Annotated in this window: 16 protein-coding genes; 14 read left to right on the top strand and 2 right to left on the bottom strand. The window is 71.5% G+C overall.

The features are described 5' to 3' along the window. Positions 1–163 precede the first annotated feature (163 nt). The gene (locus tag OIE12_RS03220) at positions 164–1,492 is read left to right on the top strand and encodes an MFS transporter (RefSeq protein ID WP_329131476.1); all 1,329 of its coding nucleotides are present in this window, start codon (positions 164–166) and stop codon (positions 1,490–1,492) included. A gap of 219 nt (positions 1,493–1,711) precedes the next feature. Here OIE12_RS03220 and OIE12_RS03215 read toward each other — a convergent pair whose 3' ends face one another. Continuing rightward, positions 1,712–2,116 (bottom strand): cupin domain-containing protein, encoded by a 405-nt coding sequence (locus tag OIE12_RS03215; protein ID WP_329131474.1) that lies wholly within the window; start codon positions 2,114–2,116, stop codon positions 1,712–1,714. Positions 2,117–2,397: 281 nt separating this feature from the next. Between OIE12_RS03215 and OIE12_RS03210 the strand changes: the two genes are divergently transcribed. From OIE12_RS03210 to OIE12_RS03155, 12 genes are all read left to right on the top strand, one after another. Continuing rightward, positions 2,398–2,967, top strand: coding sequence for a carboxymuconolactone decarboxylase family protein (locus OIE12_RS03210; RefSeq protein ID WP_329141713.1), 570 nt, complete (start codon positions 2,398–2,400; stop codon positions 2,965–2,967). Further along, positions 2,964–4,475 (top strand): sugar ABC transporter ATP-binding protein, encoded by a 1,512-nt coding sequence (locus OIE12_RS03205; RefSeq protein WP_329131472.1) that lies wholly within the window; start codon positions 2,964–2,966, stop codon positions 4,473–4,475. The genes OIE12_RS03210 and OIE12_RS03205 overlap by 4 nt, the downstream gene beginning before the upstream one ends. Then, on the top strand, positions 4,472–5,494 hold the full coding sequence (locus tag OIE12_RS03200) for an ABC transporter permease (RefSeq protein WP_329131470.1): 1,023 nt from the start codon (positions 4,472–4,474) through the stop codon (positions 5,492–5,494). The genes OIE12_RS03205 and OIE12_RS03200 overlap by 4 nt, the downstream gene beginning before the upstream one ends. A gap of 102 nt (positions 5,495–5,596) precedes the next feature. Then, positions 5,597–6,571 (top strand): sugar ABC transporter substrate-binding protein, encoded by a 975-nt coding sequence (locus OIE12_RS03195; RefSeq protein ID WP_329131467.1) that lies wholly within the window; start codon positions 5,597–5,599, stop codon positions 6,569–6,571. Between the two features lie 21 nt (positions 6,572–6,592). Further along, positions 6,593–7,507 carry a LysR family transcriptional regulator gene (locus OIE12_RS03190; protein ID WP_329131465.1) on the top strand — a complete coding sequence of 305 codons (915 nt, stop codon included), beginning with the start codon at positions 6,593–6,595 and terminating at the stop codon, positions 7,505–7,507. 239 nt (positions 7,508–7,746) lie between these two features. Next, positions 7,747–8,661 (top strand): VOC family protein, encoded by a 915-nt coding sequence (locus OIE12_RS03185; RefSeq protein WP_329131464.1) that lies wholly within the window; start codon positions 7,747–7,749, stop codon positions 8,659–8,661. 38 nt (positions 8,662–8,699) lie between these two features. After that, the gene (locus OIE12_RS03180) at positions 8,700–10,148 is read left to right on the top strand and encodes an NAD-dependent succinate-semialdehyde dehydrogenase (protein WP_329131462.1); all 1,449 of its coding nucleotides are present in this window, start codon (positions 8,700–8,702) and stop codon (positions 10,146–10,148) included. Positions 10,149–10,158: 10 nt separating this feature from the next. Next, positions 10,159–10,953 carry a fumarylacetoacetate hydrolase family protein gene (locus OIE12_RS03175; protein WP_329131460.1) on the top strand — a complete coding sequence of 265 codons (795 nt, stop codon included), beginning with the start codon at positions 10,159–10,161 and terminating at the stop codon, positions 10,951–10,953. Beyond that, complete coding sequence (locus OIE12_RS03170) at positions 10,950–11,321, top strand: VOC family protein (protein WP_329131458.1); 372 nt, start codon at positions 10,950–10,952, stop codon at positions 11,319–11,321. Before OIE12_RS03175 ends, OIE12_RS03170 begins: the two co-directional genes overlap by 4 nt. 34 nt (positions 11,322–11,355) lie before the next feature. Continuing rightward, positions 11,356–12,135: an alpha/beta fold hydrolase gene (locus OIE12_RS03165; RefSeq protein WP_329131456.1), complete on the top strand. Its 780-nt coding sequence runs from the start codon at positions 11,356–11,358 to the stop codon at positions 12,133–12,135. 26 nt (positions 12,136–12,161) lie between these two features. After that, positions 12,162–12,677 carry a GlcG/HbpS family heme-binding protein gene (locus tag OIE12_RS03160; RefSeq protein ID WP_329131454.1) on the top strand — a complete coding sequence of 172 codons (516 nt, stop codon included), beginning with the start codon at positions 12,162–12,164 and terminating at the stop codon, positions 12,675–12,677. A 3-nt stretch (positions 12,678–12,680) separates the two neighbouring features. Beyond that, positions 12,681–13,724 carry a methionine synthase II (cobalamin-independent)-like protein gene (locus OIE12_RS03155; RefSeq protein WP_329131452.1) on the top strand — a complete coding sequence of 348 codons (1,044 nt, stop codon included), beginning with the start codon at positions 12,681–12,683 and terminating at the stop codon, positions 13,722–13,724. Between the two features lie 52 nt (positions 13,725–13,776). On the opposite strand, the gene OIE12_RS03150 is transcribed toward OIE12_RS03155, so the two are convergent. Next, entirely contained in the window at positions 13,777–14,064 is a 288-nt protein-coding gene (locus OIE12_RS03150) for a putative quinol monooxygenase (protein ID WP_329131450.1), read from the bottom strand. 171 nt (positions 14,065–14,235) lie between these two features. On the opposite strand from OIE12_RS03150, the gene OIE12_RS03145 reads away from it, so the two are divergent. Next, a complete protein-coding gene (locus tag OIE12_RS03145) occupies positions 14,236–15,684 on the top strand; it encodes an aldehyde dehydrogenase family protein (protein WP_329131448.1) in 1,449 nt (482 codons plus the stop codon). Positions 15,685–15,713: the final 29 nt, after the last annotated feature.

Here is a 15,713-nt window from a genome sequence, read left to right as displayed (position 1 = left end):
TTCGCCATCCAGATCGTTGCTGTGATTGTTGACGAAAACGTTGACACTTTCTGACGGCCAACTTAGCGTCTAGCCACCAACGGGTCGGCCGCTGTTCAGCCGCAACGACCCGCGTCAGATCCCCTCCAGGGGCGCTCGCCCCCTGGACGAGAGGAAAACAACGATGTCCTCCTCACCCTCCGCCGTGTCGTCCCGCGGGAGCAGACTGGCCCTCCTCGTCGTCGGCCTGTGCTGGGTGGCCGTCCTCTTCGACGGCCTCGACATGTTCATCTACGGCTCGGTGCTGCCGCACATGCTCGACGAGCACGCCCTCGGCCTCACCTCCGGCCAGGCCGGTGACCTGGGCAGCTACGCCACGTTCGGCATGCTCGTCGGCGCCCTCGCGGCCGGTACGGTCTCCGACCGGGTCGGCCGCAAGAAGCTGATGATCGGCTGCGTCACGCTCTTCTCGCTCGCCTCAGGCCTGTGCGCGGTCTCCGGCAGCGTCGCCGTCTTCGGCCTCGGCCGCACCCTCGCCGGCATCGGACTCGGCGGGCTGCTGCCGACCGCGATCAGCATGGTCTCCGACTACGCCCCGCGCGGCCGGGGCGCCCTCACCATCGGCCTGCTGATGACCGCCCACCACGCCGGCGGCATCCTCTCCGCCTACGTGGCCCTGTGGATCGTCGAGCCGCTCGGCTGGCGTGCGGCGTTCTGGGTCTGCGTGGTGCCGCTGCTCTTCGTGCCGGTGCTCGCCAAGGTCATGCCGGAGTCGCTGAGCTTCCTCGTCGCCCAGGGCCGCACCGAGGAGGCCGGGGCGCTGGCCCGCCGCTTCGAGGTCGAGCTGCCCGCCGCCGCGTCCGGCCGCCCGGTCGGCGGCGAGCGCTGGGCCTCCTTCTTCAACCTCTTCCGCGGCGGCGAGTGGATCCAGACGCTGCTGTACTGGCTCGCCTCCTTCGGCGGGCTGCTGCTCGTCTACGGTGTCGCCACCTGGCTGCCCACGCTGATGCGGAGCGAGGGGTACGAGCTGGGGTCCGCGCTGACGTTCGTGGTGCTGTTCAACCTCGGCGGGATCGTCGGCATGCTGGTCGCGGGGCGGGCCTCCGACCGGTTCGGGGCGCCGCGCATCTCCGCGATCTGGTTCGCGCTGACCGCGGCGGGGGTGTTCCTGCTCAGCGTCCACATGCCGCTGGCGCTGACGTTCGTGGTGGTCTTCCTGACCGGGGTGTTCCTCAACAGCGCCCAGACGATGATCTACGCGACGGTGTCGATCCGGTCCAGTGCGGCGAACCGGGCGACCGCGGTGGGGTGGACGTCGGGGATGGGGCGGTTCGGGGCGGTGTTCGGGCCCTGGCTGGGCGGGCAGCTGCTCGCGGCGGACCGCGGCGACTGGGGCTTCACGGCGTTCGCCCTGGCGGGCGCGGCGTCGATGGTGTTCATCGGGGTGGCTGCGCTGCGCAGCGCCCGGCCGGCGCGCGACGACACGGCGAGGCCCGTGGCGACCACGGCCTGAGTTTCGGCGCCGAGTTTCTTCGCCCCCGCCGCCCCTGCCCGTCCCATCCTCAACCCGGGGGCTCCGCCCCCGGGCCCCCGGGCGCGGGAAAGCTCGGGTGGGTGGGTTCGTTGGCGGGTGCGGGTGGGTGGGGGCTTCTCGCGCAGTTCCCCGCGCCCCTGACGGGGGCGCGGGGAACTGCGCATCTTCTGGGGTTCCGGGGGCGAAAAAAGGGACCCGTCACCCCATCTGGTCGGCCGGGGAGAGGTGTTCCACCGTGCGGCCCGTCGCCGTGAACGTGCGCGTGACGTACCCGGACGAGTACACCCACAGGATCCGCAACGGCACGTCCCCGACGTTGCGGAACAGGTGCGGGATCGGCGACGGCACATACGTCGTGTCGTACTGCGACAGCCGCGTCACCTCACCGTCCACCACCACCTCCGCCTCCCCCTCCAGCACCGTCACGTGCTCGTCGCAGTTGTGGGAGTGCAACGGCGCCCCGGACCCGACCGGATACACACTCATCCCGCTCGTGATCCGGTTCTCCCCGCCGGCCGACGGCGTGGTGATCAGTGGCGTCGTCACGACGGCCCCACCGCGGTCCATCAGCGGTACGGACGCGGCCTTGATGATCGTGGTCATCGGGGTTCCTCTCCGGCCTCACCGGTCTGTCCGGTTCCTGCGTGTCGCGTCGACCGACGTTAGGCCCGCCCCGCCCCCACCGGTGCCCTCCGGCGTGCAGTTTTACCTTGCGCTCCGGGAGGGGTGTGTTCTCCCGGCCCGCCTGTACCGTCGGCTGGCATCGCACCGGAATCCGGCCGGCACCGCCCCGGAATCCGCATTCGCGCCGGAAGAGAAATGCGCGCCGGAAAGAAAAGGCAGGTATCAGCCGGATGAGGCTCCCCGTGCTCACCGAAGAGGAAATGAACCCGCGCCAGAAGGAATTGGCCGCGCGCATAGCCGGCCGTCGGGGCGCGGTCCGCGGACCGTTCCGCGTCTGGCTGCACAGCCCCGAGATGTGCGAACGCGCCGAATCCCTCGGCGCCTTCGCCCGCTTCGACTGCGGCCTCCCCAAGCACCTGCGCGAGCTGGCCCTGCTGATGGCCGCACGGAACTGGGACGCGCAGTACTCCTGGAACGCCCATGTGCACCAGGCGATCGAGGCCGGCGTTCCCGAGGCCGCCGTCAAGGCGATCGCGGAAAGGAGGGAGGCGGACGCGGACTTCGAGGACGATGCCGACCTGGCGTTCTACCGGTTCTGCCGGGAAATCCTCGACGACCACTTCGTCACCGACGCCACCTTCGCCGCCGCCCTGGCCCACTTCGGCCCCAAGGGCCTGGTCGACACGATCGGCGCGCTCGGCAACTTCACCATGCTCGGCATGTGCCTCAACACCTTCCAGGTGGACCTCCAGGCCGACAAGGAACCCCCGTTCCCCGACATCCGCGGCTACGCGCGCCTCGCGCCGGCCCCGGAGGAGACGCGGCCATGAGTGCCCCGTCCGGCACCGCGCCCCGGGCCCTGGTCCGGGTGCGGGCGGTCACCAAGAGCTTCGGCGGCGCGGCCGCGCTCAAGGGCGTCGACCTGGACCTGTACCCGGGCGAGGTGCACGCCCTGATGGGGATGAACGGCGCCGGCAAGTCCACGCTCGTACAGGTGCTCGGCGGGGTGCACCGGCCCGACGGCGGCACCGTCGAGGTGGCCGGGCACACCGCGCACGGGCTGACCGTGCGGGGGGCCCGCCGGCTCGGCATCTCCTGCGTCCCGCAGCGCCGGGAACTGGCCATGGGGCTGACCGTCGCCGAGAACGTCATGCTCGGCGACCTGCCCACCCGGGCCGGCCGCGTGCACTGGAAGTCGGTTCGCGCCGACGCCCGCGCCGCGCTCACCGGGCTCGGCATCGACATCGACGTGGACCGGCCGGCCGGCGCGCTCACCGTCGCCGAACAGACCATGGTCGAGGTGGCCCGCGAGGTCCGCCGCGGCGGCCGGGTGCTGATCCTGGACGAGCCCACCGCCTGCCTGAGCGCCGAGGCCGCCGGGCAGATCCGCGCCCTGGTGCGCCGGCTCGCCGAGGACGGCGTCGCCGTCGTCTACATCTCGCACTACATCGACGAGGTCATGGCCCTCGCCGACCGCGTCACCGTGATGCGGGACGGCGAGGTGGTCCGCTCCGCGCCGGCCGCCGACTTCGACGCGGCCGGGCTGGTACGCGGCATGGTCGGCCGGGACGTCGTCTCCGTCCGCCCCGAACGCCCCGCGCCCGGGGACGCCACCGGCCTCGCCGTGCGCGGTCTGCACCACGGCCGGGCGGTGCGGGACTTCTCCGTCGAGGTGCGCAAGGGCGAGATCGTCGCCGTCCTCGGACCGGCGGGCGACGCCCAGTCGCGGCTGTTCGACCTGCTCTCCGGCCGCCGCCGGCCCGACCGGGGCGAACTGCGCGTCGGCGGCCGCCGCGTGCCCTTCGGGCGGGTCTCCGCCGCCCTCGCCGGCGGACTGCGCTGCGTGACCGGCGACCGCCGCAGCCTGGGCCTGGTCGCCGGGATGTCGCTGGACGAGAACATGCTGCTGGCCGGCGACCGGTTCGCCCGGCGTCGACTGCACCGGCGCGGCGACCTCGCGCGCCGCGCCGCCCCGCTCCGTCGCGACTACGGCGTCAGGGCACTGGCCGGGAACCCGCCCGTCGGCGCCCTGTCCGGCGGCAACCAGCAGAAGGTGCTGCTGGCCAAGTGGCTGGAGACCGAGCCGGTCGCCTGCTTCCTGGAGGACCCCACCAACGGCGTGGACGTCGCCGCCATGGCCGACATCCACCGCCTCGTCGACGACCTCGCCGCCCGCGGTGTGGCCGTCCTGCTCGCCTCCTCCTCCGCCGAGGAGGTCATGCGCCTGGCCGACCGCGTGGTCGTCGTCAGCGCCGGCCGCACGGTCGCCGTCCATGACATCACCGACATCACCCGCGACGAACTCGTCGCGACCGCACTCGGAGGTCAGTCCCAGTGAGCCTCAAGACGCCCGCCGCCGCCCCGGACGTCGCGGCCGGTCCGCCCACGCCGCCCGCGTCCCGGCTCGCGCCCCGGAGACTGCTGCACGTCCCGCACGGCGGTCTGGTCCTCGTCCTCGTCCTGGTCGTGCTCTTCACCGCCGTCCAGGCCGACTCGTTCACCACCTCGCAGAACCTGCTCAACGTGCTGCGGCAGGTCAGCGTGAACGCCGTCATCGCGGCCGGACTCACCCTGCTGATGACCGCCGGCGGCATGGACTTCTCCATGGGCAGCAACGCCGCCGTCACCCTCTGCGTGGCCGCCCAGCTGCTGCACGACGGCTGGTCCACCCCCGCCACCGTTCTCGTCAGTCTGCTGCTCGCCACCCTCGTCGGCCTGGTCAACGGAGCGGTGGTGACCTTCACCAGGGTGGCGCCGTTCGTCGCCACGCTCGCCAGTGCGATGCTGCTCGACGGGGTCGCGCTGCTCGTCCTGGACGGGATGAGCGTCACCACCGGGGACCGGATGACCGCCCTCGGCAACGACGAACTGCTCGGCGTGCCGTATCTGACCGTGGTGGCCGTGCTCGTCCTGGCGGCGACCGGGCTGACCATGCGGTTCACCACCTTCGGCCGGGACGCCTTCGCCATGGGCGGCAACGAGCACGTCGCCCGGCTCAGCGGCATCAACGTCCCCGGGCGCAAGCTCGCCCTCTACGGGCTCGCCGGGGTGCTGGCCGGGCTCGCGGGGCTGATGCTGCTCTCCCGGCTGGGCGCCGCCGCCCCCAACACCGCCGGGCTGCAGACCCAGCTGACCGCCGTCGCCGCCGTGGTCATCGGCGGCACCTCACTGGCCGGCGGCCACGGCAGCGTCGTCGGCACGGTCCTCGGCGTGGTGCTGCTCGGCGTCGTCGGCAACGCGCTCAACCTCCTCCAGGTCGACAGCAACTACCAGCTCGTCGTCACCGGCGGAGTGCTCCTGGTGGCCGCGATCGTCAACGAGATCCAGCGCAAGTCGGCCGCGCCGGACAGCCGTTAGCGCGGCGAGCCGCCTTCTTGTTCCGCCCCCCTCTTTCCACCCCCCCTTTCCCTCAGTTTCCCTCAGTCCTTTTCCCTCGATGAAGCAGGAAAGGTCCCACCCATGAGATCCATCTCCCCTCGTCCCGGAGCCGCCGCGGTCTCGCTCCTCGGCGTCGCCGCCCTGGTGCTCACCGGCTGCGGCTCGGACAAGGACAGCGGCGGCGCCGCCGACGGCTCCGTCTCGCTCGGCTTCGTCAACGGCTCCAACACCGCCTTCCACACCTGTCTGCTGAAGTCCGTCGAGCAGACGGCGAAGAAGGAGGACGCCACCGTCTACTCGGCCAACTCCAAGCAGGACGCCGGGACGGAGCTGTCCAACATCGAGGACATGATCTCCCGCAACGTCGACGCGCTGATCGTGCAGACCGTCAACGTGGACGCGCTCGAGGGCGACATCGCCAAGGCCAAGAGCGCGGGCGTGCCGATCTACCTCACCTCCGTGGCCACCGACGACATGACGGACGTGCTCGGCGCCGCCGTCGTGGACCTGAAGAAGGTGGGCGCCTTGGACGCCGGCTGGGTCGCGAAGGACGCCGGGGACCGGGAGGTGAACGTCGGCATCGTCGCCGGCGCGCCCGGGGCCGCCTCCGACCTGCTGGTCAACGGCTTCGAGGACGCCCTGCCCACGACCGCGAAGGTCGTCTCCAACCAGCCCGGCATGTTCAACCCGGCCAAAGCGCAGGACGTCGCCGAGAACATGATCCAGGCCCACCCCGACCTGGACTACGCGTTCGTCGCCAACGAGGAGATGGCCTTCTCCGTCCGCAAGGCCTTCGACGCGGCGGGGGCGAAAGACGTCGAGATCGTCACCGTCAACGGTACGGACGAAGGGCTCGCCGCGGTCGAGAAGGGCGAGTTCGCGGCGACGGTCGCGAACTCGGCGCTCGTTCTCGGGCAGACCGCGGTCAAGGACTCGATCGCGCTGCTGGACAAAAATGAGAAGGACACCAAAAACGTTGACAAGATCGCAAACATTCCTCTTCTCTTGGTCACGAAGGACAACCTGAGCGAGGCACCCCAGTACTGCCCCCAGTAGGGCCCACGAGGAAAGACAGACATGGACCGCTTGCTCCTCATGCACAGCTTCGTCACCGTCGCGCAGGTCGGCAGCTTCAGCGGCGCCGCCAAGAAGCTGGGGTCGTCCGGCTCGCTGGTCTCCCGCCACGTCGCCGAACTCGAACGGCAGGTGGGCGTCCGGCTCGTCAATCGCACCGCCCGCTCGGTGAGCCTCACCGAGCCGGGGCTGCGCTACGCCGAGTTCGCCGCGCGCATCCTGGACGAGATCGAGGCCGAGGACGCGAGCCTCGCCGACTCCCACGACCGGGCGGAGGGTGCGCTCAGCATCATCTGCCCCAAGTGGATCGGCAGCCTCGACCTGGGCGACGCGATCGCCGCGTTCTCCGCCGCGCACCCCAAGATCCAGGTGCGCTTCGAGCTTGGGGGCATGTCGGACCGTACGTACGACTTCCTCGACAGCGGGTTCGACGTCGCCTTCCACACGCGTGACCTGCGGGACTCCAGCGTGCGGCTGAAGAAGATCGCGTCCTTGCCCTTCGTGCTGTGCGCGGCGAAGGAGTACCTGGAGCGGGAGGGGCCGCTCACCGAGCCCAACGGGCTGGCGGCGCACGACTGCCTCGTGCACCTCAACGATCCCGTGTGGCGGCTCGGCCACGGCCATGCCTCCACGTTGCACAAGATCCGCAACGTGGCGTTCTCGTCCAACTCGTACATCGCGTTGCAGAAGGCGGCGGTGCACGGCCGCGGCATCGCGCTGCTGCCGCAACGCCCCGCGTACGAGGACCTCCTCTCGGGCGCGCTCCAGGTACTGCTCCCCGACATCCCGGTCCCCGACCGCCCCCTGTACGCCATCTACGGCCCCGGCCAGGCGACCCCGCGCAAGATCTCGGTCTTCCTGGAGTTCCTCACGGGCTGGTTCTCGAGCAACCCGATGCCGGCGCTCGGTCACGACTGAAGGTGACGCGGAAGGCCCGAGGGGGCGGGGGTTCGTCGGCGTGTGCGGGTGCAGTGCGGCTGGTCGCGCGAAACAGGGCGAAGCCCTGTGCCGGGGTGACGGGGGAAACGACCCGGCGTGCAAGAAACGGTTGCGGTATCGGGGGCGCCCGGCCCATTGAGAAAGGTGAACCCGCGTTCATACGATCGCGGAGAACCGGTGCCGCCCGCCGACCCGCCAAGCGAGGAATCAGGGAATCCATGGGAATCCAGAGAATCGAATCGGTCACCTACGGCATCGACAATCTCGACGAATGCGTCCGGTTCTTCGAGGACTTCGGCCTTTTCCTCGTCGAGCGCACCGACGAACACGCCGTCCTCGAATCCCTCACCGCCCAGACCGTCCACCTCGACACCGCCCCCACCCCCGCACTGCCCCCGCCCGTGGAACCCGGAAACACCCTGCGCGAAATCGTCTGGGGCGTCGACACCAAGAACGAACTCACCCGCCTCGTCACCGGCCTCCGCCACGACCGCGAGGTCACCGAGGACGCCGCCGGCGTCTTCCACACCGCCGACGAGACCGGCTTCGGCGTCGGCCTCACCCTCGCCCGCCCCCGCCCCGCCGACGTCACTCCCCGCCCCGCCAACACCCTCGGCGCCGTCCACCGCCGGAACACCCCCCTGGAACCCCTCACCCGCGCCCACCCCCTGCGCATGTGCCACGTCGCCCTCAACATCCCCAAGGCCGGCAAGGAGGAGGCCGTCGCCTTCTACACCGACCGCCTCGGCTTCCGCGCCGTCGACATCGTCAAGCCCATGGGCGTCTTCATGCAGGCCTCCGGCGACGACGACCAGCACACCTTCCTCCTCTGCCACCGCCCCGACAAGGCCGGCGTCAACCACATCGCCTACGAGGTGCCCGGCTTCGACGACGTCATCGAAGGCGGCAACTTCATGATCGAGCGGGGCTGGCGGGAGGCCCGCAAGCTCGGCCGTCACACCGTCGGCTCCAACGTCTTCCGGTTCGTGCACGCCCCGTGCGGCGGACGCGTCGAGTACGCCGCCGACATGGACCGCGTCGACGACACCTACGAAACCCGGGTGCACGAGACCACCCCGCCGCACCACATCTGGGCGCTGCGCACCAACCGCGACGCCGACGCACCGGCCTGATCACCACCCACCCGCAGCCCGGAAAGGCACGCCCACCCATGACCACCGACCGCGGCTACCCCGCCGTCCGCATGTACCTCGCGGGCGAGTGGTGCCAGGGCGGCACCGGCGCCACCGCCCCCGTAGAGAACCCGGCCACCGGAGAGGTGATCGGCGAGGTCCCCCTCGCCACCCCCGACGACCTGGACCGCGCCCTCGCCGCCGCCGAACAGGGCGCCAGGGTGTGGCGCGCGACGTCCGTCGCCAGGCGCACCGCGATCCTGCACGCCGCCGCCGACCTCATCGCCGAGCGCGCCGCCGAGATCGGCCGCGTGATGACCCTTGAACAGGGCAAGCCGCTCGCCGAGTCCACCGGCGAGGCCCGCCGCACCGCCGACACCCTGCGCTGGCACGCCGAGGACGCCCGCCGCGCCTACGGCCGCATCGTCCCCTCCGCCCCCGGCACGCTGCTGACCGTGCGCCGCGAGCCGATCGGCCCCGTCGCCGCCTTCACTCCCTGGAACTTCCCCGTCGGCGGCCCCAACCGGAAGATCTCCTCCGCCCTGTCGGCCGGCTGCTCCCTCATCCTTAAGGCCTCAGAGGAGACCCCGGCCACCGCCGCCGCCCTCGTCGCCTGCTACGCCGACGCCGGACTGCCCGCCGGTGTCCTCAACCTCGTCTTCGGCGAACCCGCCGAGGTCTCCGCCCACCTGATCGCCTCCCCGGTGACCCGGCTGATCGCGTTCACCGGCTCCGTCCCCGTCGGCAAGCTGCTCGCCGCCGAGGCCGGCAAGGTCATGAAGCCCTCCCTGATGGAGCTCGGCGGCCACGCCCCCGTGCTCGTCTGCGCGGACGCCGACCCGGCGCAGGCCGCCCGCCGTGCCGCCCAGGCCAAGTTCTTCAACGCCGGCCAGGTGTGCACCTCGCCCAGCCGCTTCCTCGTCCACGAGAGCGTGATCGAGGAGTTCACCGCGGAATTCGTGAAGGCCGCCGAGTCGGTCACCGTCGGCGACGGTCTGGAGCCGGGCACCACGATGGGCCCGCTCGCCAATGAACGCAGGCTGCGGGCGATCGAACGGCTGGCCGCCGACGCCACCGGCCGCGGCGCCACGCTCCGCACTGGCGGCGAGCGCCTCGACCGCCCCGGGTACTACTTCGCGCCGACCGTCCTCACCGACGTCCCCGCCGACGCCGCGCTGCTCTCCGAGGAGCCCTTCGGCCCGCTCGCCCCGATCGTCCCCTTCACCGACCTCGACGACGCCCTGCGCACCGCCAACGCACTGCCGTACGGCCTGGCCGCCTACGGGTTCACCAAGTCCGCCGCCACCGCCGAGAAACTCTCCGACGGCCTGGAGGCGGGCATCCTCTCGATCAACCACTGCGGCGGCTCCGTCCACGAGGCGCCCTCCGGCGGCGTCAAGGACAGCGGCTACGGACGTGAGGGCGGCCCCGAGGCGCTGGACGCGTACCTGATCACCAAGCGGGTCTCGCACCTGCTGGCCGGCTGAGGCGACGGCCATGAGGTACACCCGTGTCTTTGTCGGCGGCCGGGCGGTCTGGGGCCGCGTGGGGGAGTCGGACATCGAGCTGCTGTCCGGCTCGCCCCTGGACGGCGGCGACCCGGCCGTCCTCGGCACGGTGCCGCGCGCCGGGGCCGAGTGGCTGCCGCCGGTCGTGCCCCCGGTCTTCTACGCCGTCGGCATGAACTACCCGCGCCACATCGCGCACGCCGCCGCGCTCGGCAACCCCGCCGCCGTCACGCCCGAGCGGCCCGAGGTCGGCTACCGCGCCAACAACGCGCTCACCGGCCACCGTTCGCCGATCATCCGGCCGGCCGAGGTCGAGGGCCGCTTCGAGGCCGAGCCCGAACTCGTCGCCGTCATCGGCCGGACGATCCGGCACGCCACCCGCGACGAGGCCCGCGCCGCCGTCTTCGGCTGGACCCTCGGCAACGACGTCAGCGCCCGCACCTGGCAGCACCAGGACCGCACCTTCTGGCGCAGCAAGAACGCCGACACGTTCAAACCGATGGGCCCCTGGATCGAGACCGACACCGACGCCCTCGCCGCCACCACCACGCTCCGCGTCAACGGCGAGGAGCGCGCCCGGTTCGCCACCGGCGACATGGTCTTCGACCCGTACGACTACATCGTCGAGATCACCCGGCACAACACCATGCACCCCGGTGACGTGCTGTGGATGGGCGCCGAGTCCACCTGCGGGCTGGAGCCCGGCGACACCGTGGAGGTCGAGATCGACGGCATCGGCGTCCTGTCCAACCCCGTACACCTCGAAGGGAACGAACGATCATGAGCGCGGAACCCCGCTACATCCACCACGTCAACTTCCCCACCACCGACCCCGACCGCACCGCCGCCTGGTACACCAAGGTCTTCGGGATGAAGCGCATCCAGCCCAAGTCCAACACCCGAGTGGTGCTGATGACACGCGGCAACTTCGACCTGCACTTCACGCCGGTCGAGGAGATGGAGCGCATGGCGCCCTACCACTTCGCCGTCGAGGTCGACGACTGGGACGACTTCCTCGCCCACCTGAAAGAGCTCGGCATCCGCCACACCCGGCCCATCCAGCGGCCCGAGAACCAGTCGAAGTTCTGCTACATCCACGACCCCGACCACACCATGATCGAGCTGGTCCACCACGCCAAGCGCCCCAACTGAAGCGCCGCGACCGGACCTTGAGGAGATCCCTGTCATGCCCTACGTCGACTCCGACGGAGCGTCGATCTACTACGAACGCCACGGCGAAGGCCCCGCGATCGTCTTCGTGCACGGCTCCGGGGGCCACCACGCGGCCTGGTGGCAGCAGGTCGCCGCGCTGCGCCGGGAGTTCACCGTCGTCACGCTCGACCTGCGCGGCTTCGGCAGGACCGAACTGTCCCGGCCGCAGGCCGAGTTCGACGGCCAGGCCTTCTACGGCGACGTCGTCGCCGTCCTCGACCGGGAGGACCTCACCGACGCCATGGTGGTCGGGCAGTCCATCGGCTCGATCGCCGCACTGCGCGCCGGACTGGTCCGGCCCGAGCGCGTCGGCGCCGTCGTCCTCGGCCACTCCCTCGGCGGGATCAGTCACCCGGAGCTGAAGGAACTCGCCGCCGCCGACCGGGCCGAGGCCGTCAAGCTGCCCGTCATCGACCGGCTGCTCACCCGGCGGTTCCAGGAGGAGCGGGCCGATCTGACCTTCCTGTTCCGGCAGATGGGCACCTTCAACACCGCCACCATGCAGGATCTGCGCAACCTCGACACCGACGGACCCACGCTGGAGGAGATCCGCGCCTCCGGCGTCAGGGTCGCCTTCCTCGCGGGCGAGAAGGACGCGGTGCTCGGCGTGAAGACCGTCACCCGCGCCCACGAACTCCTCGACGGCTCGCACCTGGAGATCGTCCCCGGTGCCCCGCACTCCATGTACTGGGAGACGCCCGCGCAGTACAACGCGGCCGTCACCCGGCTGCGCCGCACTCTCACCGCGAAGTGACGCAAGGACCAGGACAAGGAAGCAGCATGAGCACCCTCACTCTCGACGCGGCCGAGGAGATCATCGCCGCCGCGTCCCAGCGCGCCCGCGAGATCGGCAAGGCGGTGAGCGTGGCCGTCGTCGACGCCGGCGGCTTCCCCGTGGCCATCCGCCGCCCCGACGGCGCCCGCCCGCTCACCCCCGACATCGCCCGCGCCAAGGCCTATACCGCAGCGATCATGCAGCGCCCCGGCAAGATGCTGAAGAAGTGGCAGGAGAGCCAGCCCGTCTTCTTCTCCCAGCTCTCCCAGCTGCCCGGTGCCTCGATGCCGATTCTCGCCACCGAGGGCAGCGTCACCATCAAGAAGGACGGCGAGATCATCGGCGGCCTCGGCATCGCCGGCGGCACGGCCGAGGAGGACCAGCGGATCGCCGAGGACGTGCTCGCGGCACTCGGGTACGAACTGGAGTTCGCCGCGTGGGGAGTGGCCGGGAGGCCGGCTGCCGACGACGAGGCCGCCGGGGCCGCCGCGGCCCCCGAGACGTCCGGAAAGGACGCGTGAGTCATGGCCGACACGTTCAACTACCGCATCGACCACCACGGCAGCCTGGTGCGCCCCGCGGAGCTGGTCGCCGCGCGGGCCGCCGGTGACCCGGAGGCGCTGCGCGTGGCCGAGGAGAAGGCGGTCGAGGAGGCGGTGGTCCTCCAGCGCAAGCTGCGCTCGACCGTCGTCACCGACGGCGACTTCCCGCGCGAGGACTGGCGTTCGGCCGTCCTGGACGGGACGACCGGGTTCCGCCGCACGGACGAGGCGGACGCCGACGGGCAGGTCCGCTGGGTCGCCGAGTCCCTGCCGAAGGCGGACGGGCCGCTGGTCGGCGACTGGGCGGCACGGCTCGCGGAACTGACCGTCATCGCGCCGAAGGTGGCGCTGCCCTCGCCGGCGTACCTCGCTGCCACGACGTTCGACCCGGCGCGCGTCGGGAGCGGCGGGCCGGGGTCCGCGCGGGAGCTGGGGGAGGCGCTTGCGGAGATCGTCCGGGCGGAGATCGCGCGGCTGGTGTCCCAGGGGGTGCGGCTGATCCAGCTCAACAACCCGCTGCTGCTCGGACAGGTCGCGGCGGAGCCGGCGGGTGCTGCGGGTGCGTTGTCCTTCGAGGACGCGCTCGCCGTCGACGGGCTCGCCGTGCGGCTGGACGAGCGGCCCGAGGGCGTACGGATCGGGGTGGCGCCGGGGTATGCGGCGCCCGACGCGGTCGACCGGGCGCGGGTCGAGCGGCTCTACGACGGGGTGCGGGCGGACCGGTGGGTGCTGCCGTTCGACCGGGGGACGGAGGCGGAGCTGCAGCTGGTGCGGGTGCTGCCGGACGACCGGGACTTCTGCCTCGGGGTCGTCGATGCGACGACCGGGGGGTTGGAGGAGGTCGAGACGGTGATGGCGCGGTTGGACGCGGTGGGGGAGGTCAAGGACCTGGAGGACGGGGCGGTGGCTCCGTCGCGGGGGTTCGCGGATGTGGGGGGACGGCCGCTGCTGGACGCGGAGCAGCAGCGGCGCAAGCTGGTACTGGTGGAGACGGTGGCGCGATACGTGTGGGGCAACGAGTTCTAGGGTGCGGGTGGGGCCGGGAGGCGGCGGGGGCCAAAGAAATCCCCCGCGCCCCCTACACCACCTCCGCGAACGTCACCGTCCGCTCCGTCAGCAGCGGGCGGACCCGCTCGACGATCAGCTCCGCGAAGTACGGTGCCGCGCTGTGCGCATCGAAACCCGCACGGTCCACATACAGCTCGTACAGCACGAAACTCCCCGGCACCCCCGCCTCCGCATGCACCTCGTACGCGAGGTTCGCCGGCTCCCCCCGTGTACGCTCCCGCATCTCCCGCAACGCGACCCGCACCGCCGCATCGTCTTCCGGCGCACAGCGGTAGTGGGCGACGACCGCATAGGGCATGTCCGTGTCTCCTTCGGGGACGAACTCAGGTTGACGTCGCCGATTCCAGCACGGATTCCCCGCCCTCCGACCTGCGCACAGCGCAACCAATGACTGCCCCCGGGACGCTGGTGAGCCCACCCCCGCATGGTGTGTCGTCGCACTCGGCACCGACGAAGGAAGTGAGCCTCCATGCGAACCCAGGAAATCCTTTCCGGCGGGGAGTGGGTGACGACGGGCGAGTGGATCGACGTCCACGACCCGGCCGACGTCCGTACGCCGCTCGCGCGGATCCCGGCACTGGCCGCGAAGGACGTCACCCGCGCCTACGACCACGCCGAGCGCGCCTTCACCGCCTGGAAGCGCACCAGCCCCTTCGAGCGGGCCCGGGTCTTCACCCAGGCCGCCCGGCTGATCCGGCAGCGTGTGGACGAGATCGCCGCCGACGTCACCGCCGAGAACGGCAAGACCCTTGCCGAGGCCCGCGGCGAGACCCTCAAGGCCGCCGACTTCTTCGAGTACTACGCCGGCCTCGCCCGCCAGGGCTACGGCACCCTCCTGCACGACGCCCGCCCGGACACCCGAACTCACACCCAGCGCGAGCCCATCGGCGTGATCCTCGTGGTCAGCCCGTGGAACGACCCGCTGATCACCCCGGCCCGCAAGCTCGCCCCGCTGCTCGCCACCGGCAACGCGGCCGTGTTCAAGCCGGCCACCGAGACCCCGATCTCCGGGCTGCACCTGGCCCGCGCCCTGCACGACGCGGGGCTGCCCGCCGGGGTGCTGAACGTGGTCACCGGGCGCACCGCCGAGATCGAGGAGGCGCTGCTCGACGACCACCGGATCGCCGGGGTCACCTTCACCGGGTCCAACGCCGTCGGCAACCGCATCCGCCGCCGCCTCGCCGACCGCAACGTCCGCTTCCAGGGCGAGCTGGGCGGCAAGAACGCCTCCGCGGTCCTGAGGGACGCCGACCTCGCGTTCGCCGCGAAAAGCGTCGTCACCGCCTCCTTCGGGCAGGCCGGCCAGCGCTGCACCGCCACCAGCCGCGTCGTCGTGGAGCGGCCGGTGTACGACGAGTTCATACGGCTGCTCGTCGCCGAGGTCGGGACCCTCAAGGCCGGTCCGGGCGGCGACCCGGCCACCACGCTGTGCCCGCTGTCCAGCCCCCGGCAGCGCGACAGCGTCCTCGCCGATCTGAACAAGGCGGTCGAAGAGGGCGCCACCGTCCTCACCGGAGGAGGGGCCGACACCGAGGGCGACCGCGTGCACGGCTGCTACGTGCAGCCGACCGTGCTCGCCGATGTCACTCCCGACATGGCGATCTGGCGGGACGAGGTCTTCGGCCCGGTCCTCGCCGTCCGCAGGGTCGACGACTTCGCACAGGCCGTCGAGGCCGTCAACGACTCCGTCTACGGTCTCGCCGCCGCCGTCTTCACCCGCGACCTGGCCGCCGCCCACCGCTTCGCCGACGAGGCCGAGTGCGGGCAGGTCGCGGTCAATACCACCACGACCGGCTGGGACGTCCACCTGCCCTTCGGAGGGTTCCGGGACTCCGGGACGGCGTACAAGGAGCAGGGAGAGGAAGTCCTGCGCTTCTCCACCCGCGTCAAGACGGTCGCCGTCCACTTCGGTGCCTGAGAGGCGCGGCGGGAGCAGCACCAACAGAA

Source organism: Streptomyces sp. NBC_00670 (genome assembly GCF_036226765.1).
Taxonomy (GTDB): Bacteria; Actinomycetota; Actinomycetes; order Streptomycetales; family Streptomycetaceae; genus Streptomyces.
Note: the sequence above shows the minus strand (reverse complement) of the source record. Positions and strands in the feature narration are given on the sequence as shown.